Origin of the sequence: Nocardiopsis aegyptia (assembly GCF_013410755.1) — a bacterium.
Taxonomy (GTDB): domain Bacteria; phylum Actinomycetota; class Actinomycetes; order Streptosporangiales; family Streptosporangiaceae; genus Nocardiopsis; species Nocardiopsis aegyptia.
Genome location: NZ_JACCFS010000001.1, coordinates 3,183,546 through 3,202,586, shown reverse-complemented (window position 1 = coordinate 3,202,586; position 19,041 = coordinate 3,183,546). Strand labels below are relative to the sequence as shown.

Sequence of the window (19,041 nt, the reverse complement as noted above, 5' to 3'; positions counted from 1 at the left end):
CCACCGCATCCGTACCGTCCACGAGGAGACAGCCCGCCATGACTCGACCGCTGCGCATCGACGATCTCTACTCCCTCGCGCTGCCGGAGCAGCCGTCCCTGTCACCGGACAGCACTCGCGTGGCGTACGTCCTGCGTACCGCCGAGCGTGAGCACGACCGGGACGAACGGACGCTGTGGACGGTGCCGACCGGATCCGGCGGGGCGCGCCGACTCACAGACGGCCCAGTCGACACCGCGCCCGCATGGTCACCCGACGGCGACCGGATCGCCTTCCTGCGAGGCGGCAACGGCCCCGCCCAGGTGTGTCTGCTACCGGCCGATGGCGGCGAACCGGAGCCGATCACCGAGTTGCCGCTAGGGGCCGGCACACCGGTGTGGAGTCCGGACGGCACCGCGATCGCCTTCACCGCACCGGTGGACCGACAGCCGTCACCCCGGACCGAGGCGACCGCGCCCCCGCCGGTCGTGGTGGACACCCTTGACCACAGGGTCGACGTCGGTGGCCTCGAGGGCACCGTACGCAGCCATCTGCATGTCCTCGACCTCCCCGACCGCCGGGTTCGGCAGATCACCGATGGGGACTGGCACGCCGGCGCTCCGGCCTGGTCACCCGACAGCCGCAGCCTGGCCTTCTGCGCGACCCCCGGACCCGCAGCCGACATGATGCCGAGCTCCGCGGTGTACGTCGTGGACGTGTCCGCCCCCGGGGCAGGGTCGCAGCCGCAGCTCGTGGGCGGTGGAACGGGCATCGCCCAGACCGCGACCTGGACCGCGGAAGGCGACGCCCTGCTGGTCGTCGGCCGCACCGACACCGAACAGGGACACGTCGGCTTGCTGCGCGTGCCCCTGGACGGCAGCCCCACGGTCGACCTGGTGCGTGGCCTCGGCCGCGACGTGACGCCTGGCGGCCCGGCCTGCCCTGGCGCCCCGCCCCGGGCCACTGCCGACGCCCGCGCCGTTCTCTTCTGCGTGCGTGACCGTGGGTGTAGCCATCTGTACACGGTCGACGCGACCGGCGGAGCACCGCGGCAGCTCATCGGTGGTGTGGGCCGCATGGTCTCGGGTCTGTCCGACGCCGAGGACATCGTCGTGGTGGTCCTGGCGACGCCCGAACGCTTCGGAGAGATCGTGGCCGTCGAACCGGCCACCGGCAAGGAACGCGTACTCACACGGCACGGTGCGGCGCTCGACGAGGTGGAGCACTTTCCTGCCCAGGAACGGGAGTTCAAGGTCTCCGACGGCGGGACGGTGCACGGCCGACTACTGCGGGATCCGGAGCGCACCGGCCCCGCGCCGCTGCTGCTCGACATCCACGATGGCCCGCACGACGCCTGGAACGGTGCGGCGGATCCCGTTCACCTCTATCACCAGGAGCTGATCGCCCGCGGCTGGACGGTGCTCCTGCTCGACCCGCGCGGCAGCGACGGCTGCGGCGACACCTTCACCCTCGGCGCCCAGGGCACCGGCGACGCACAGGACTTCCTCGAACCGATCGACACCCTGGTCGCCGAGGGAACCGCCGACCCCGACCGGCTCGCCGTGGCCGGGTACGGCCGCGGCGGCCGCATCGCCGGCTACCTCGCCAGCCGCGACGATCGCTTCACCGCAGCAGTGGCCGGTGCGATGTTCCGTGATTCGACCAGAGTGTGCGGCACCAGTGATGCGGTGCACGGGTCGGCCACCGCCGAAGCGGGTGTCTCTCCTCAACTCGACCGCGACCGGTACGTCGAACCCTCCCCGTGCTCCCGGGCGCAGAACGTGCGCACACCGACGCTCATCCTGCACGGCGCGGCCGACGAACGGTGTCCCGCCGGGCAGGCCGAGCAGTGGTTCGACGCGCTGAAGGTCCGGGGTGTGCCCACCCGCCTGGTGCTGTACCCCGGCGGCTCGCACCGGTTCCTCCTCGACGGACCGCCCTCGCACCGCACCGACCTCGCGCGCCGCATCGTGGACTGGGTCGTACACCGCGCCGGGGAGTCCGCGTCGGTCTCCTCCGTCAAATCGGCCGAGCGAACCGTGGATGCGCGGTACTGGCAGAGGCGCCTCGCGGACTTGGCCGAACGGCACCGAGTACCCGGCGCGGTCCTGGGCATCGCCCGCGGCGCGCACAGCAGTGTGGCCGCCCACGGCGTGCTCAACAAGGCCACCGGGGTGACCACGACGCGGGACTCCCTCTTCCAGATCGGGTCCATCACCAAGGTGTGGACCGCCACCCTGGCGATGCAACTCGTCGACGAGGGCGCTCTCGATCTGGACGCCCCGGTCGCCGATGTCCTGCCGGAGCTGCGCCTGGCCGACCCACGGGTGGCACAACGGGTGACGATGCGGCATCTTCTGACCCACACCAGCGGCATCGACGGGGACGTTTTCACCGACACCGGACGCGGCGACGACTGTCTGGAGCGTTTCGTCGGTCAGTTGGACGAGGCCGCGCAGAACCATCCGATGGGGGCGACCTTCTCGTACTGCAACTCCGGATTCGTGCTCGCCGGGCGGGTCATCGAGAAGCTCACCGGCATGAGTTGGGACCGTGCGCTGCGCGAGCGGCTGTGCGCCCCGCTCGGCCTCGAGCGCACTGTCACGCTGCCGGAAGAGGCACTGCGTTTCCGCACCGCAATGGGCCACGACTCCGAAGGCGGTCAGCCGCCCCGTCCGGTCCCCGCCTGGGGCCTGCCGCGCTCCTCAGGACCAGCCGGCCTGATCACCGCCACGGCCGATGACGTCCTCGCCTTCGCCCGCCTGCACCTGACAGGTGGCACCGCCCCGGATGGGACGCGGCTGCTCTCGGAGCGTGCGGCGCAGGCGATGACCGAGCAGCAGGTCGAGCTGCCGGAGACGCACTCGCTCGGGGACTCCTGGGGTCTCGGCTGGATCCGCTTCGGCTGGGACGGTCGCCGGCTGATCGGGCACGACGGGAGCACGCTCGGGCAGTCGGCGTTCCTGCGGGTGCTGCCCGAGCAGGACCTGGCGGTCACGCTCCTCACCAACGGCGGTGCGGCAAAGGACCTGTACAGGGATCTGTTCGGGGAGATCTTCGCCGAACTAGCCGGAATGGCCATACCTGAGCCCCCGCAACCGCCGACCGGCCCGGTATCGGTGGACGCCCGTCGGCACCTCGGGCGATACGAGCGGGCCGGGACACGCATCGACATCCTAGAGGGCACGGACGGACTGCGGCTCCGGTACACGACGACCGGGCCCCTCGCGCGCCTGGTGCCGGAACCGGTCTACGAGACCACCCTGGTGCCCGTTTCGGACAGTCAATACCTCGTGCAGTACGCCGGTAGCCCGTCCTGGATCCCGGTGACGTTCTACTCGTTGCCCACCGGCGAGAGCTATGTGCACCACGGCATGCGCGCGACCCCGAAGCTGCCTTGACATCAAGCAGCGATACGACAACGACGTGTCTGGCGCTGCATGGGCGGTCGTTCGATACGAGACGGCGCCATCCCACATGATCGAAGCCATTGGGTAGTTGGTGCGCCCCGAGCGGTCATCGACCGACCTTGCTGCGGTGTCCGTTTTCGCTCACTTCCGAAGCCCTGGAGGCTACGGCGCGCTCGCCAGCGATCCGCTCTCGTGCGAACAGCCGTTGTCCTGCACCGCTCGACGGGACAGGACTGCCTGCCGTAGCCCAGGAGAGAGAGGAGTCCCCTGTCACGTGCGGGACGCAAGAACCCTTCGCCCTGCGGGTTCCTGATCATGCGGGTCGGCCCACGCCGTAGGGTGTGTCAAGTTAAGGGCTCTGTCCCCAATCCGCTGGTGACGGTCGGTGAGCTCACTGCAGGAGGATGTGGTGGCGGAGCAAGCTGCCTGCAGAGTCATCCTCGCAGGTCAGTGGCCAGGAAGGCGGGGCGTGGGTGGCTGGAGTCCTTGGCTGGCACGGATCCTGTGCCAACCACCCCCTGAACATGAAGGAGACCCAGGGCTTCTCGCACTCTCATGATGCGAGAAGCCCTGGGTCCGAGCGCGGAGGATATGGGATTTGAACCCATGAGGGGGTTGCCCCCCAACCGCATTAGCAGTGCGGCGCCCTAGGCCTCTAGGCGAATCCTCCTGGCTCGCACCAGACTACGGCCCCGCGCTCCGCTGCGCAAAACGAAAGTCCTGGGAGTCGGCGTCAGGACGTGGTGCGCTCGATGATCAGGTCGGCGTCGCGGCGCAGCTTCTCCACCGCGCGGGACAGTGTGCTCTTGACGGTGCCGAGCGTGACGCCCATGCGCGCGGCGATCTGGTTCTCCGTGAGGTCCTCGTAGTAGCGCAGGACGACCGTGGTGCGCTGGCGGTCCGGGAGGCGTTCGATGGAGCGCCCGACCACGTCGGCGAGGTCGCTGCGCCAGGTGGGGTCGTCGACGCGCTGCTCCGGGATCTCGTCGGTCGGGTAGACGTCGAGGCGGGTGCGGCGCCACTCGGAGATCTGGGTGTTGACCATCGCACGGCGCACGTACCCGTCGCGGGCCTTGGGGTTGGAGATGCGGCCCCAGGCCAGGAAGGTCTTGACGAGCGCGGCCTGGAGCAGGTCCTCGGCGTCGGCGTGGCTGCTGGTGAGAGACCGTGCCATCCGCAGCAGCGCCGGTCCGCGCTCGGCCACGTAGCTGCTGAACTCGTCGTACCTGGGGGTCCGGGTCGCCTCCGCCACATCGACCACCGATTTCGCACTATGTGTGACCGGTCACGTTTCCTCTCTTCACTCTCACACAGGGCGCGCAAACACTTCGCCTCTGCCATGCCATGTACTGACAAACCGCTCGACGGAGTCGCTTTCCGGCCTTCGTCGCGCTCGTGTTCCGTGCCCAGCGCCCTCGGAGTGTCGTGTGAGGCAATGCCCTGGCCATCCGTCCGACATGTCGTGGCACGCGTCGGCGTGTGAGCGGTGATCCAGTGATCCGACCAGCACAATGGGCACAGAGGACGAGTCGGGCGACAAGGGGGCGCGGGCGACATGTCACTGATGACCGAACACGGGCGGGACCGGCGGAGGTTCACGGCTGCGGTGCTGGGCGCCGACACCGTGCCCGAGCCCACACCCGTCAGCCCCCGCGTGTCCCGCGGGGTCGTGGTGGAGGCCACCTCGTACATGCTGTGCCTGGCCACGCCGGACGGGGAGGAGCGCTTCCTCTACGAACGCGTCACCTCCTTCTGGCGCGGCGCCGAGGTCGGCCCCGACGAGGTCGGGCCCGGCGACGACGTGGTCGTCCTGTGCGCGCACGACGGCCGGCTGGTGGCCGAACGCGTCTGGGCGCAGGCCGCCCGGGTCAGCGGAGTCATCACCGGGCGCGAGGGCGACACCCTGGAGGTCGACCCCGGCCACGGACGGCCGCGCGTGCCGGTCGTCATCCCCTACCGCTCCTCGGGGCGGATCGGCGTGCGCCACCCGCGACTGGAACCCGGCTACGTCTTCGACGCCGTCGGGGTGTGGGACCGGGGCGAGGTCCGGGCGGTACGGCCCGCCACCACGCAACCGCCCTATCCCCTCGCCGCCACGCCGGACCGGCCGCCGACCCCCCAGGCCTCCGGCACGGTCGGCGGCATCGCGACCTGGTACGACCCCGCGTGGGGCCGCGCCAGCCACCTGGACCCCCGGGCCCGGGTGCACGGCGTCGCCTACCCGGCGCTCGACCGCGCCGGGCACGACGGCTGCGACCGCCGCACCCCGTGCGCGCCGTTGCCGCTGCTGTCGACCGGCGCCACCCTGCGCCTGCGCAACGACTGCACGCGCGCCACCGCGGTGGTCCCCGTGATCGACTGCGCGGCGGCCGACAGCTGGCTGTGCGACCTGTGCCCCTCGTGCGGCGGCCAGGGCGCCGGACGGATCGCCTCCCTCACCATGACCGGGTTCGTCGCACTGGGCGGACGCCTGGAGGACGGCTGTTTCAACGCGACGGTCACCGTCGCGCAGGGGGAGGGATGACCATGCCGGAGTTCATCGTGGCGCCGGAGACCGTCGACGCCGTCCGGCAGGTCCAACTGCCACTGCTGGCGGCCCTGCTGCTGCTCGGCGCGGCGGCCAAGATCCTGAGCCGGTCGGAGGGGTCGGGCCTGGCCGTCCTGCTCCCCGCGCGCCTGCGCCGCCCGGCCGCGTTCGGCACCGGTGTCGTGGAGCTCGCCCTTGCGGTGGGCCTGCTGGTGCTCACCGGGCCGTGGGGGACGGCCGCGCGTCTGGGCACCGCGGCCCTGTTCGCGGGCTCGGTGGCGGTCCTGGTCCTGGTGCGCCGCCGCGATCCGGAGGCGGGCTGCGGCTGCTTCGGCGGACTGAGCCGGACCCCGATCGGGTGGCGCACGCTGGCCAGGGCCGGCCTGCTCGCCGCGGCGGCTCTGGCCACGCTCGGCCTGGCGCCCGACGGGTGGGAGGTCGCCACCGCGCCGACGGCCGTGCACGGCTGGGTGCTGGGCGTCGAACTCCTACTCCTGGCCGTGCTCAGCCCCGAACTGCGGGACGTGGGCTCCCGCGCGCTCGCCAGTGAGCCGTGCGAGCTCCGCGAGGTGTCCCCGCGCCGGACGAGGGCGCGGCTGCGGTCCAGCGACGTGTGGCGGACCAACCGCCCGGTCCTGCTCGCCGAGGAGCCCGAGGACGAGTGGCGGCACGGCTGCTGGCGCTTCCAGCGCTTCGACGGCATGCGGTACGGGCGCCGCGTCGACGTGGTCTTCGCGGTGCGTGTGGGCGGTCGGCGCCGGACCTCGGTGCGCGCGGTCCTGGTCGACCGGGAGAGCGGCGCGGTGGCGGCCTCGTTCGGCACGGTGACCACGCACGAACTCGTCGGTCCGCCCCGCCGGCTGCGCTCGCCCGCCGAGGCGGCCAGGCTCGACGCGGCCAGGATCGACGCCGAGCGGGCCGCGGAGACGCTCCGTGCCGCCCGGGAGCACCCGGCCGGGCACGCCCCCGCGGAACACCGGGGCGGGGCCGAGGTGCCCGCGCAGGGCGCGGCCGAGCACGACGCCCGGGACAGCGACGCCGGTCGCCAGCCCGCGAGCGGGTGAGGCTCCGTTGAGGGTGGCCCACCCGTTCCGCGCAGCGGCCGTGGGCCGGTGGCGGGTGACGGGCAGGGGTGGGGGCGCCGGAGGTGTCTGTTGAGGGTGGCCCACCCGTTCCGCGCAGCGGCCGTGGGCCGGTGGTGGGTGACGGGCAGGGGTGGGGGCGCCGGAGGTGTCTGTTGAGGGTGGCCCACCCGTTCCGCGCAGCGGCCGTGGGCCGGTGGTGGGTGACGGGCAGGGGTGGGGGCGCCGGAGGTGTCTGTTGAGGGTGGCCCACCCGTTCCGCGCAACGGCCGTGGGCCGGTGGCGGGCGACGGGTGGGCCTGGTGGTCTCCACGCCCGTCCCTAGCCGTCGAGCATCTGGCCCTGGCGCTCGATGCTGGCCTCGGTGAACTCCACGAGCATGTCCTCGTAGTCCTCCTGGTCGCCCGTGCCCAGGATCGAGGTCGTGCCGAGCAGGCCGCCGTTGCGGTACATGACGCTGTACATGTTGTTCTGCTCGTCCGCGGAGGTGACCTCGATCGCGAAGGCCCGCGACTCGTCGGCGAACGCGGGCAGGTCCAACTCGCTGACCCCGTACTCGGACGAGGTGCCGTCCTCGTAGGTGGCGCTGTAGGACGAGCAGGACTCCGGCGGCTCCGTGGCCATGGCCTCCTCCGCGACGGACGGTTCGAGCCGGACGAGCATGTGGGAGAGCGCCCCCTCGGACCACTCGTAGGCCGCGATCGAGGCGGGGGCGTCCTGGACGCCGTCCAGGTCGCCCCAGCGGTTGGCGGCGTCGACGCACTCGGGCTTGTCCAGCTCGGTGCTGGCCCGCACTTCCTCGCTGTACTGCACTGTGACAAGCTCGGAGTAGACGCCGCTCTCACTGCCCTCGGGCATCAGCGTGGCGTCGTGCAGGCTCAGGATCTGCGCGTCGTGCAGTTCCGCGGCGGCCTCGGAGCCCGGTCCACCGGTCTCCTCTTCTCCACCGCCGCCGCACGCGCTGACCATGACCACCGATGACAGGGCGACGGGGAGGGCCAATGATCGGACGACGGTCCCGGCCTCCTCGGTGTGAGGGCGCCGACCAGCCGTGATCCGGTTCCGATCGGCGGGACGATGACGCAAACGCATGGTGGTATCTCCTCGTTTGTGCGATATTTCCGCTGGGAGCGGTGAGCGACCCGGGCGCGGAGTTGCTGAGCGTGTCGCGGGGCTAGCACAAAGTATTGAGGAAGGACAATGGTGTCGGAGTCGAAATCGCCATATCTGCGGTCGGTGCTGGAGAGCATGCCCGCCTACAAGCCCGGTCTGCGCGTCGTCGGGCCCGACGGGCGATCGATCAAGCTGTCCTCCAACGAGAGCCCCTACGGGCCGCTCCCGTCCGTCCGCGAGGCCATCGCCCAGGCGTCCGCCGACCTGAACCGCTACCCGGACCCGGGCGCGACCGAACTGGTCACCGCGCTCGCCGGGCACCTGGGCGTCCCCGAGGAGCACGTGGCCCTCGGCGCCGGCTCGGTCGGCCTCCTCCAGCAGCTGCTGACGGCCGTCGGCGAGCCGGGCGCGGAGGTCGTCTACGCCTGGCGCTCCTTCGAGGCCTACCCGCTGCTCGCGGACCTGGCCGGGGTCACCTCCGTGCGGGTGCCGCTCACGGACGAGACGCACGACCTCGACGCCCTCGCCGAGGCCGTCACGGACCGGACCCGCATGGTGTTGGTGTGCAACCCCAACAACCCGACCGGCACCGCGGTCCGCGAGCGGGAGCTGGTCCGCTTCCTGGACCGGGTCCCCGACCACGTGCTCGTGATCCTGGACGAGGCCTACCGCGAGTACGTCCGCGACCCCGAGGTGCCCGACGGCCTCGACCTGTACCGTGACCGCCCCAACGTCGCGGTCCTGCGGACCTTCTCCAAGGCCTACGGGCTCGCCGCCGTCCGGCTCGGGTACCTCGTCGGCCACCCGCACGTCGCCGGCGCCGTCCGCAAGACCCTCGTGCCGTTCGCCGTGAACCACATCGCGCAGGCCGCCGGGGTCGCCTCCATCGCGGCCGAGGACGAGCTGCTGGAGCGGGTCGCGCTCACCGTCAAGGAACGCGACCGCGTGCGGGACGCGCTCGTCGCGTCAGGGTGGACGGTGCCGCGCAGCGAGGCCAACTTCGTGTGGCTGCGCGTGGACGGGGACACCCTCGACTTCGCCGCCGCCTGCGCGCGCGAGGGCGTGGCGATCCGGCCCTTCGACGGGGAGGGCGCCCGGGTCAGCCTGGGCACGCCCGAGGAGAACGACGTGTTCCTCGCCGTCGCCACCGCCTATCCGAAGCGTCGCTAGGCGGTGCGAGGGGAGGGGCGGCCGGTACCGGTACCGGCCGCCCCTCCCTTGTGAGAAGCACGTGCTCCCGGCGGCTACCAGGCCGCCGCGGCGACGACCCGCTCCGCCACCTGCGCGACGCCGAGCCCGTCCGTGGCCACCCGCACGGTGCCTTCCGGGGCCGTGGCCTCCAGGTGGGCGGCCATGCGCCGGCTGCGCTCGATGTGGGGCTCCAGCTGTGACCCGGTCTCGCGCCGCGTGAGCCGCTCGCGGACCACGTCCTCCCCGGCCGTGAGCAGCACGAGTGTGAAGCGCAGGGGCCCCGGGCCCAGCGCCCGGCGGAACATCGGCACCTCGAGGATGCTCACGGTGTTGGTGTACACCAGCCGGTGGTGGCCGAGGTCGGTGTAGTTCGACCAGAGGGCGGCCAGGTTGCGCTCGGTGACACGGGACCGGGCGGGGTCGTCGGCGGGTGCGGGATGGACCTGGTCCAGCACGTCGCCCTCGATGACGCAGTGCGCGACGTCGCGGGCCCGGAGCAGGACCGAGACCTCCCATGCGACGGTCGACTTGCCGACACCGGCGCCGCCGCCGATGAGCAGCACCTGGCGCGGGCCGGTGGTCGCGAGTTCGTCCATGGCTCCCAGCCTGACGCGTTCCGGGTTCCGGCGCACCTGGATATCCACGGCTGTGGACGACGCTCAGTCCTCCGCGGCCCGGGCGCGACGGGCGTAGGCGCGGGCGGCGCGGGCGCGGTCGCCGCAGCGCACCGAGCACCAGTGGCGCCGCGGGTGCGTCCGCACCAGGAAGCGGTTGCACGGCGGGGACCCGCAGGCGGTGAGGCGCTCGGCGTCGGCGGTGGTCAGGAGTTCCGCCGCGTCGGCGGCCAGGACCGCGAGGGCGTGGTCGACGATCTGGGTCGCCGGGTGGGAGGGGGTCCGGAAGGGTCCGCCGTCCGGGTCCCAGTGCAGGAGCGAGGCCGTGGGAACCCTGGTCAGCGCCTCGTTGACGGCGTCCACGGCGGCGGGTGCGGGGACGGTCCCGTCGATCCGGGCGGTGATCAGGACCCGGATCTGTTCACGGAGCGCCCGCAGTTTCCGCGTGCAGTAGTCCCACAGCCGGGCGTCCTCCGGGGCGAGTCCGTGCTCGACGAGCCACCGCGTGGCGGCCGGGGGCGAGTCGAGCAGGTCGAGGCGCTGCCCTCCGGCCAGGGTCAGGGCGCTGTTGGCGAAGTCGAGGGAGGGGTGGCGTTCGGCGCCTGGAGCGGGAGGCGGGGCGAGGGGCGCGGTGGCCGGGGTCTCCGTCATGATTCTCATGGTACGTCTTGCTTTCAACCGTGAGATTCGCCTAGCCTCACATCACGGGAAAAACTCCATCTATCCGTGAGGTGCTGCATGTCCGGCGTCACGACCACCCCCGTCCCCGTCCGCGTCATCGGCGGTCCGACCGTCCTGATCGAGTACGGCGGCCTCCGCCTCCTCACCGACCCCACCTTCGACGCCCCGCGCGACTACCCCGTGGGCGCGGGGTTCGTCCTCACCAAGACGGTCGCCCCCGCCGCCTCGCCCGACGAACTCGGCCCGATCGACGCGGTCCTGCTCTCCCACGACGAGCACCCCGACAACCTCGACCTGTCCGGCCGGGCGCTCCTGGCCGACGTTCCGCTCACCCTCACCACGCGCGGCGGCGCGGACCGCCTCGGCGGCACGGCCCGGGGCCTCGCGCCCGGCGAGGCCGTCGAACTGGACCGCCCCGGCGGCGGTACGGCCACGGTGACGGCCGTGCGCGCCCAGCACGGCCCCGACGGCTGCGAACCGGTCACCGGCGAGGTCATCGGCTTCGTCCTCACGGCGGCGGACCTGCCCACGGTCTACGTCAGCGGCGACAACGCGTCACTGGACGTGGTCCGCGCGATCGCGGACCGCCACGGCCCGGTGGACACCGCCGTCCTCTTCGCGGGCGGCGCGCGCACCGCGCGGCTCGACGGCGCGCTGCTCACCCTCGACGGCGCGCGGGCCGCGGCGGCGGCCCGGATGCTGGGGGCGCGCCGGGTGGTCCCCGCGCACGCCGAGGGCTGGAAGCACTTCACGGAGGGGCTCGGCGAGCTGGAGGCGGCCTTCGCCGAGGCGGGACTGGCCGACCGCCTGGCGAGGGACTGAGCACCGGGCCGGACCGAACACCGGGTTGGAGTGGGTGGCCGGCCCGGAGTGAACACCGGGTTGGAGTGAGGGCCGGCCCGGACCGAGCCCGGTCGCCCCCGGACACGAAAGCGGGGGCGGGCCCGTGCCCACCCCCGCCAGGACGCGGCTACTTGCCCGCGGCGTCCTTGTCGAGCTTCTCCACGATCAGCCGGTAGAGCTGGCGCGGTCGCCCCGGCTGGAGGGTCCGGTTGGGCGGCAGCGGCCAGGCCAGCCCCTCTTCCACCAGGGTCCGGAGCAGCCGGCGCGCCGTGCGCGAGGTGACACCCAGCATCCGGCCGGCGTTCTCCGCGTCGACGACCAGCGGGCCGTCCTCCTCGGCGATCTTCTCCGAAAGGCGAATCAACGTCTCCCGGCCCTTGGTGCGCAGCGGTTCGGAGGACTGCCGTGCAGGCGCGCGCTGCGCCGGGACCAGGGAACGGCCCTCGCGGTCCACCGCGAAGCTCTGACGGGACGCCTGAGCGCGGTTCAGGGCCGCCCTGGCGTGTGCCTCGGCGTCCTGCGTGGTGCGCCCCATCCCGATCCCCACCTCGATCGCGATGCCCAGCTCCGCCTTGATCCGTTCGACGAAGGGCGGTTGCCGGAATCCCTCGGTCGCGGTGACCAGTGATCCCCGGGTGGCGGTGATCATGAACGAATGATCGTCCAACCGGTGTGCCGTGGCGTTGATCCGGTGGGCCTCCTGGAGGAGCAGCCGGTGCAGCGAGAGCCGTAGCTCCTCCCGCCAGTACCGCGGGGTCGACCGCCGGGACGAGTCGCGGAGCGTGGGCACGTCCACCACGACCACGCCCAGCTGGGCCTCCTCCAGACGGTGGTGCGCGCCGAGCAGGCCCGCGGTCTGCAGCGCGCTGCGCACGCCGGCGTTGGTCGGGCGCAGCCGCATGACCGGGACCCCGATGGCCTCCAGCCGTTCGGCGACACCGCGCACGCACGTGATCGCCATCCGGGTGGCCTTGCGCCGCCACAGCCCCTCGTGAAAGGAGGTCAGCTGGGCGGTGTTGGTGAGCTCCTCGTGCACGTGGATACCGTCGACGGGCAGGTCGACCTCGGAGTAGGCCTCCACGACGTCGGCGCGGCTGAGGACGTCCAGGCTGGCTCTGGTCGGGTCGAAGCGCTCGTCCAGCGTCGCTCGGAGCAGGGCTTCGTGCAGGCTCGCCCCGCCGAGCGGCACGAAGGTCGCGGGCATCGTCAGCACCCCGGCCTTGCGCGCGAACTCGTAGGGGACGGGACTGGCGAACAGGTAGGCGTCGATCGCCGAACCCAGTCTCACGACCTTGTCCGTCGCCTCTTGCTCATCTCGGTACGCGGCGGCGATGAGTCTGGCGTTGAGGGGTCCAGTGGACCCCGGACCCATGAGCATGACCCGTTCGACCACCTCATGGGGCCCTATGACGCCGATCGTCAAATCGCCAGTACGCTGGGCACTCACCTCGGGTTGCTCCCCGCTACCATTCCACGCTCTTCACTATGTGCGCCCACTGGTTTCCCGACCCGATCTCTGTCACGGCATGATTGCCGAGATCGTACCCATTGTGCGGGGCCTAAGAAGATCGTTTTCCATATCAACGCCGAAAGCCCGGGTGGGAGACGAGCTCCCACCCCGGCTTGAACTGCGCATTCGACTCCTACGAGACGACGACGCGCTCCACGTCCGCTCCCAGCGCGGCGAGCCGCGATGCGAACTGAGCGTGACCTCGGTCCACCAGATAACCGGGCGCCACGATTGTCTCACCTTCGGCGACCAGTCCGGCGAGGACCAGCGCCGCGCCGGTCCGCAGGTCGTGGGCGATGACCTCGGTGCCGTGCAGGTTGGTGGGTCCGTGCACGATCGCGCGGGTCCCCTCCACCTCGATCTTGGCGCCCATCTTGTTGAGCTCGTCGGCCAGCGCGAAGCGGCCGTCGTAGATCGCCTCGTGGATGTAGCTCTCACCCTCGGCGAGGGTGGCCAGTGCCATGAGCGGCGACTGGAGGTCGGTCGCGAAGCCGGGGAACGGCGACGTGACCGCGTTGATCGGGCGCAGCGGCACGGAGGGGTCCCGCTGGACGTGCAGGACGGCGCCCTCCTGGGAGAAGCCCACGCCCATCTGCTCGAGTTTCCAGCGGGCCACGCCGAGGTGGTCCAGGTGCGCGCCCACGAGGCTGACCTCGCCACCGGTGGCGGCGACGGTCATCGCGAACACGCCGGCGTCGATGCGGTCGGACATGATGGTGTGCTCGACCGCGGTGAGCTCCTCCACGCCCTCGACGGTGATCAGGCCGGTGCCGCCACCGGTGATCTTCGCGCCCATGGCGGAGAGGAAGTTGATGACGTCGATGACCTCGGGCTCGAGGGCCGCGTGCTCGATCACGGTGGTCCCGGGGGCCAGGACCGCGGCCATGAGCAGGTTCTCGGTGCCGGTGTGCGAGGGGGTGTCGAGGTAGAGGCGGCCGCCGCGGAGGTTGCTGGCCTCGACGTTGATGTGGTTGCGCTCGGTGTCCTCGGTGACCTCGGCGCCCAGGCGCGCGAAGCCGCGGTAGTGGAAGTCCAGGTTGCGGCTGCCGAGGTTGCAGCCGCCCACGCCCTCGATCCGGGCGCGGCCGGTGCGGTGCATCAGCGCGGGCACGAAGAGCACGGAGCCGCGGAAGCGCGCGGCGATCTCCGCGGGGAGGACGGCGCGCTCCGGGTCGTTGAGCTTCGAGGCGTCGATGACGACGGTGCGCTCGTCCTCGTGGAAGGCGACCTTGGCGCCGATGTGCTCGGCGAGTTCGAGTGCGCGGTACACGTCCTCGATGACCGGGACGTTCCGCAGTACGGTACGGCCCTTGGCCGCGAGGAGGGCGGCGCCGATCATCGGCAGGACGGCGTTCTTCGCGCCTTGGATGAACGCCGTTCCGCTGAGGGGGCGTCCGCCGCGGACGCGGTAACGAACCTCCTGGCCCATGCTCATGTGCTCCTTTGTGAGGCAGATGTGTAGAAAGGCCACCCTCGTCGGGTTTCGCCTGTATGCGTTTTAGACGCGGGTTTCCCCTGGAACGTTGCGACCAACTTGCGCGTGACCTGCGCGGCCAGTGAACCGATGTTCGCGACGACTCTATAGCACCTGCGTGCCTGAAACCGCCTGGAGCGTGGTATACCCGCAGATCGCGGACAGAGTCCCACCGAACGGCCAGGACGGCACTCTTCCGGCGGAGAAGACCAGGGTGTCGTGCGTGTGATCACCATGGGTCGGCGCCGGGCACAACGTGACCACCATACGCTCTCGGCGGTGCCGATCGGTGCTCACGTGCGCGGAATCACGCGTGCGCGTCGGCTCAGAGCCCGCTGTCACCGCCGGTCAGACGCCGGTGGATCTCCCTGTAGCGCTCAATCGTGCGCTCCACCACGTCCGAGGGGAGCTCGGGCGGCGGCGTGTCCGCGGCCCGGTCCCACCCGGAGGCGGGGGAGGTCAGCCAGTCGCGCAGGATCTGCTTGTCGAACGAGGGCTGCGGGCCGCCCGGCGCCCACTCGTCCGCGGGCCAGTACCGCGAGGAGTCGGGTGTGAACACCTCGTCGGCCAGGACCAGGCCCCCGTCGGCGCCGCGGCCGAACTCGAACTTGGTGTCGGCGAGGATGACGCCGCGCTCACAGGCGATCTCACGGCCGCGGGAGTACAGGGCCAGGGTGAGGTCGCGCAGCTCCGCGGCCCGCTTCTCTCCGAGCCGCTCGGCCACGACCGCGAAGGACACGTTCTCGTCGTGGTCGCCGACCGCGGCCTTGGTGGCCGGGGTGAAGATCGGCTCGGGCAGTTCGGACCCGTCCGTGAGGCCCTCGGGCAGCGGGACGCCGCACACCGTGCGGTCCACGCGGTACTCCGCGAGCCCCGACCCGGCGAGGTAGCCGCGCGCCACGCACTCCACCGGCACCATGTCCAGGTTCCGGCACACCAGGGTGCGCCCGGCCCAGTCGGCCGGTGCGCCGGGCGGCGGCGTGTCGGACAGCACGTGGTCGGGCACCAGGTCGCGCAGCCGCTCGAACCACCACAGGGACAGCTGGGTGAGCAGGCGCCCCTTGCCGGGGATCTCGGTGGGCAGCACCCAGTCGTAGGCCGAGACGCGGTCGCTGGCGACCATCACCAGGTCGCCGCCGGCGGTGGCGTAGAGGTCGCGCACCTTCCCGGTGTGCAGGTGGGTCAGCCCCTCGACCTCGACGTGGCCGGGCCGCTCGACGAAACCGCTCATGTGGTGTTCCCTCACAGTTCCGCGGCGGCGCGCTCGGCGATGTCGGTCCGGTGGAAGGCGCCGCGCATCTCGATGCGCCCGACGGCCTCGTAGGCCCGCTCGCGCGCCTGGCGCAGGTCTGTGCCGGTCCCGACCACGTTCAGCACCCGCCCGCCGTTGGACTTGACGTCGCGCACGCCCTCCCAGGCGGTGCCCGCGTGCAGCACGTAGGCGCCGTCCAGGGCGTTGGCGGCGTCCAGGCCGCCGATGGCGTCGCCCTTGACGGGGTCGGCCGGATAGCCCTCGGCCGCGACCACCACGGTGACCGCGGCGCCCGGCTTCCACTGCAGGGAGCCGATGGCGCCCAGCCCGCCGGTGTCGGTGGCCTGCAGGACCGCGCCGATCGGCGTGGCCAGGCGGTCCAGCACGACCTGGGTCTCCGGGTCGCCGAAGCGGGCGTTGAACTCCACCACGCGGGGGCCCTTGGCCGTCAGCGCCAGTCCGACGTACAGCAGGCCCTGGTAGCGGGTGCCGCGGCGGTTCATCTCCGCGAGGGTCGGCCGCACGACCGACTCCATCACCTCGTCGACCAGGCCCGTCGGCGCCCACGGCACGGGGGCGTAGGCGCCCATGCCGCCGGTGTTGGGGCCCTGGTCGCCGTCGTAGGCGCGCTTGAAGTCCTGGGCGGGCAGCAGCGGCAGCGCGTGCAGGCCGTCGCTGAGCACGAACAGCGAGACCTCGGGGCCGTCGAGGAACTCCTCGATGACCACGCGTCCGCACTCGCGCGCGTGCTGCTCGGCCACGGCGCGGTCCTCGGTCACCACGACGCCCTTGCCGGCGGCCAGGCCGTCGTCCTTGACCACGTACGGGGGACCGAACTCGTTGAGCGCCTCGGAGACCTGTCCCGCCGAACGGCACACCCGCGCCTTGGCGGTGGGCACGCCGGCGGCCTCCATGACCTCCTTGGCGAAGGCCTTGGAGCCCTCCAGGCGGGCGGCCTCCTGGTCGGGGCCGAACACCGGGATGCCGCGGTCGCGCAGCGCGTCGGCCACGCCGGCGACCAGCGGCGCCTCGGGGCCGATGACGACCAGCTCGGCGCGGATGCGGGACGCCAGCTCGGTCACCGCGAGCCCGTCGGTCACGTTGATGACGTGGTTCTCCGCCAGGTCCGAGATGCCGGGGTTGCCCGGGGCACAGTGGATGGAGGTGACGCCCGGGTCCAGGGACAGGGCGCGGACGAGTGCGTGCTCGCGGCCTCCGCCGCCGAGAACGAGGGCTTTCACTACGGGGGCCTCTTCGTGTTGAAGGCGGACAGACGGACTGGCGCTGGTGCGCCGGGTCAGACGAGGGAGCGCAGCTGCAGGGTCTCGTCGCGGCCCGGACCGACGCCGATGGCGGAGATGGGAGCTCCGGCCATCTCCTCCAGGGTACGCACGTACTTCTGCGCGTTCTTGGGAAGATCCTCGAACTCGCGTGCCGCCGTGATGTCCTCGGACCAGCCGTCGAGGTACTCGTAGACCGGCGTGGCGTGGTGGAAGTCGGTCTGCGTCATGGGGATCTCGTCGTGGCGGACGCCGTCGACGTCGTAGGCCACGCACACCGGGATGCGGTCGAGCCCGGTGAGCACGTCCAGCTTGGTGAGGAAGAAGTCGGTGATGCCGTTGACACGGGTGGCGTAGCGCGCGATGGGCGCGTCGAACCAGCCGCAGCGGCGGTTGCGGCCGGTGGTGACGCCGTACTCGCCGCCCTGGGTGCGCAGCCACTCGCCCTGCTCGTCGAGGAGCTCGGTGGGGAAGGGGCCGGAGCCCACGCGCGTGGTGTAGGCCTTGAGGATGCCCACGACCTTGGTGATGCGGGTGGGGCCGATGCCGGAGCCGGCCGCCGCGCCGCCCGAGGTGGGCGAGGACGAGGTGACGAACGGGTAGGTGCCGTGGTCGATGTCCAGGAGCGTGCCCTGGGAGCCCTCGAGGTAGACCGTCTTGCCCTCGTCGAGCGCCTTGTTGAGGATCAGCGAGGTGTCGGCGACGAAGGGGCGCAGCTTCTCCGCGTAGTCCAGGTACTCCGCGATGATCGGCTCGGCCTCCAGGCCGCGCCGGTTGTACACCTTGGTGAGCAGCTGGTTCTTGTCGTGCAGCGCCAGCTCGATCTTCTTGCGCAGGATCTTGGGGTCGAACATGTCCTGGACGCGCACGCCCTGGCGGGAGACCTTGTCGGCGTAGGTCGGGCCGATGCCGCGGCCGGTGGTGCCGATCTTGCCCTTGCCGAGGAAGCGCTCGCTGACCTTGTCCAGTGCCCGGTGGTACGGCATGATCAGGTGCGCGTTGGCCGAGATGAGCAGCCGCGAGGTGTCCACGCCGCGCTCGTCGAGCCCCTGGAGCTCCTCCAGCAGGACGCCCGGGTCGATGACCACGCCGTTGGCGATCACCGGGACGACGTTCGGGGACAGGATGCCGGAGGGGAGCAGGTGGAGGGCGTACTTCTGGTCGCCGATGACCACCGTGTGGCCGGCGTTGTTGCCGCCCTGGTACCGGACCACGTAGTCCACGCGGTCGCCGACAAGGTCGGTCGCCTTGCCCTTGCCCTCGTCGCCCCACTGGGCACCCACGAGCGTGATCGCCGGCATTGGTCTCTACCTCTTCGCTCGACACCTGACCGGGGCACTCTCGACCCCGAACATGGAAGAACCCCTGGCGCAAGGCAGCGACAGGGGCCGTTGCGTATAGAGCGTACACGACCTGTTGATCCCGGTTAAGGGGGTGGCGGCGCCGCGCGGGTCACACCCGCCGCGCCGCGTCCCGAGCCGGCGCCGGCCGGGGCCCGCACGCCTTTCGCGGTCCCCGGCACAGGTGCGGATCAGGCCTTGAGGGCGTCGGCGGCCTCGGCGCTGGAGTCACGCAGGAAGGTGGCGCAGCGCTCGGCCTCCTCCACGTCGCCGATGCGGTCGGAGGCCACGGACAGGGCGTGCAGGGCGCGCAGGAAGCCGCGGTTGGGCTCGTGGTCCCAGGGGATGGGACCGTGGCCCTTCCAGCCCGAGCGCCGCAGCTGGTCGAGGCCCCGGTGGTATCCGGTGCGCGCGTAGGCGTAGGCGGTGACGGGCTCCCCGTCGGCCAGGGCCTTCTCCGCGAGGGCGGCCCAGGCCGCGGAGAAGTCGGGGAAGCGGCCGGCGACCGGGGTGGGGTCGTCGGAGGCGGCCAGTGCCTCGCGGGCCTCGGGGTGGTCGGGCAGGCGGGTGGCGGGCGGCTCGCCGAGCAGGTTCTGGTGCAGGTTCATGTCCCCCATCCTGCCACCGCGGCCGCACCGATCCCGGACGGCGCCGGGCTCAACCGTCGTCCGCTGCGCGCCGCTGGACCCACGGAGTGGAACCGTGCGCCACCGCGTGCGCGTTTCCGGTTCTCCGCTGCGCGGGA

General features: G+C 71.9%; 15 protein-coding genes and 1 tRNA gene. 5 read left to right on the top strand and 11 right to left on the bottom strand.

Features of this window, described 5'->3' with window-relative positions; genetic code table 11:
• Nucleotides 1-38: 38 nt before the first annotated feature.
• Entirely contained in the window at nucleotides 39-3,380 is a 3,342-nt protein-coding gene (locus HNR10_RS14370) for a serine hydrolase (protein ID WP_179823916.1), read from the top strand.
• 592 nt (nucleotides 3,381-3,972) lie between these two features.
• Here the strand turns inward: HNR10_RS14370 and HNR10_RS14365 are convergent.
• Both HNR10_RS14365 and HNR10_RS14360 read right to left on the bottom strand, forming a co-directional pair.
• Nucleotides 3,973-4,059, bottom strand: a tRNA-Ser gene (locus HNR10_RS14365).
• Nucleotides 4,060-4,122: 63 nt separating this feature from the next.
• Complete coding sequence (locus tag HNR10_RS14360) at nucleotides 4,123-4,641, bottom strand: SigE family RNA polymerase sigma factor (RefSeq protein ID WP_179829736.1); 519 nt, start codon at nucleotides 4,639-4,641, stop codon at nucleotides 4,123-4,125.
• Between the two features lie 312 nt (nucleotides 4,642-4,953).
• Between HNR10_RS14360 and HNR10_RS14355 the strand changes: the two genes are divergently transcribed.
• Together HNR10_RS14355 and HNR10_RS14350 are read left to right on the top strand one after the other, a co-directional pair.
• Entirely contained in the window at nucleotides 4,954-5,913 is a 960-nt protein-coding gene (locus HNR10_RS14355; RefSeq protein WP_179829735.1) for a hypothetical protein, read from the top strand.
• A gap of 2 nt (nucleotides 5,914-5,915) precedes the next feature.
• The gene (locus tag HNR10_RS14350) at nucleotides 5,916-6,980 is read left to right on the top strand and encodes a MauE/DoxX family redox-associated membrane protein (RefSeq protein ID WP_376769754.1); all 1,065 of its coding nucleotides are present in this window, start codon (nucleotides 5,916-5,918) and stop codon (nucleotides 6,978-6,980) included.
• 339 nt (nucleotides 6,981-7,319) lie between these two features.
• Here HNR10_RS14350 and HNR10_RS14345 read toward each other — a convergent pair whose 3' ends face one another.
• Nucleotides 7,320-7,967, bottom strand: a complete 648-nt coding sequence (locus HNR10_RS14345) for a hypothetical protein (RefSeq protein WP_179829733.1) — start codon at nucleotides 7,965-7,967, stop codon at nucleotides 7,320-7,322.
• Between the two features lie 231 nt (nucleotides 7,968-8,198).
• On the opposite strand from HNR10_RS14345, the gene hisC reads away from it, so the two are divergent.
• The gene (gene hisC / locus HNR10_RS14340) at nucleotides 8,199-9,281 is read left to right on the top strand and encodes a histidinol-phosphate transaminase (RefSeq protein WP_179823915.1); all 1,083 of its coding nucleotides are present in this window, start codon (nucleotides 8,199-8,201) and stop codon (nucleotides 9,279-9,281) included.
• A 74-nt stretch (nucleotides 9,282-9,355) separates the two neighbouring features.
• Here the strand turns inward: hisC and HNR10_RS14335 are convergent, their stop codons facing one another.
• Together HNR10_RS14335 and HNR10_RS14330 are read right to left on the bottom strand one after the other, a co-directional pair.
• Nucleotides 9,356-9,898 carry a P-loop NTPase family protein gene (locus HNR10_RS14335; RefSeq protein WP_179823914.1) on the bottom strand — a complete coding sequence of 181 codons (543 nt, stop codon included), beginning with the start codon at nucleotides 9,896-9,898 and terminating at the stop codon, nucleotides 9,356-9,358.
• 63 nt (nucleotides 9,899-9,961) lie between these two features.
• Nucleotides 9,962-10,567, bottom strand: coding sequence for a CGNR zinc finger domain-containing protein (locus tag HNR10_RS14330; protein ID WP_218897766.1), 606 nt, complete (start codon nucleotides 10,565-10,567; stop codon nucleotides 9,962-9,964).
• An 87-nt stretch (nucleotides 10,568-10,654) separates the two neighbouring features.
• Here HNR10_RS14330 and HNR10_RS14325 point away from each other — a divergent pair, with 87 nt between their 5' ends.
• Complete coding sequence (locus HNR10_RS14325) at nucleotides 10,655-11,419, top strand: MBL fold metallo-hydrolase (RefSeq protein WP_179823912.1); 765 nt, start codon at nucleotides 10,655-10,657, stop codon at nucleotides 11,417-11,419.
• Between the two features lie 148 nt (nucleotides 11,420-11,567).
• On the opposite strand, the gene HNR10_RS14320 is transcribed toward HNR10_RS14325, so the two are convergent.
• From HNR10_RS14320 to HNR10_RS14295, 6 genes are all read right to left on the bottom strand, one after another.
• Nucleotides 11,568-12,833 carry a transcriptional regulator gene (locus HNR10_RS14320; protein WP_121181870.1) on the bottom strand — a complete coding sequence of 422 codons (1,266 nt, stop codon included), beginning with the start codon at nucleotides 12,831-12,833 and terminating at the stop codon, nucleotides 11,568-11,570.
• A gap of 250 nt (nucleotides 12,834-13,083) precedes the next feature.
• Nucleotides 13,084-14,379, bottom strand: a complete 1,296-nt coding sequence (gene murA, locus HNR10_RS14315) for a UDP-N-acetylglucosamine 1-carboxyvinyltransferase (RefSeq protein WP_179829732.1) — start codon at nucleotides 14,377-14,379, stop codon at nucleotides 13,084-13,086.
• A gap of 370 nt (nucleotides 14,380-14,749) precedes the next feature.
• Nucleotides 14,750-15,655, bottom strand: a complete 906-nt coding sequence (locus tag HNR10_RS14310; RefSeq protein WP_179823911.1) for a phosphoribosylaminoimidazolesuccinocarboxamide synthase — start codon at nucleotides 15,653-15,655, stop codon at nucleotides 14,750-14,752.
• Between the two features lie 11 nt (nucleotides 15,656-15,666).
• Entirely contained in the window at nucleotides 15,667-16,917 is a 1,251-nt protein-coding gene (gene purD, locus HNR10_RS14305) for a phosphoribosylamine--glycine ligase (protein WP_179823909.1), read from the bottom strand.
• A 56-nt stretch (nucleotides 16,918-16,973) separates the two neighbouring features.
• The gene (locus tag HNR10_RS14300; RefSeq protein WP_179823907.1) at nucleotides 16,974-18,257 is read right to left on the bottom strand and encodes an adenylosuccinate synthase; all 1,284 of its coding nucleotides are present in this window, start codon (nucleotides 18,255-18,257) and stop codon (nucleotides 16,974-16,976) included.
• A gap of 230 nt (nucleotides 18,258-18,487) precedes the next feature.
• On the bottom strand, nucleotides 18,488-18,904 hold the full coding sequence (locus HNR10_RS14295) for a DUF3151 domain-containing protein (protein WP_179823904.1): 417 nt from the start codon (nucleotides 18,902-18,904) through the stop codon (nucleotides 18,488-18,490).
• Nucleotides 18,905-19,041 lie beyond the last annotated feature (137 nt).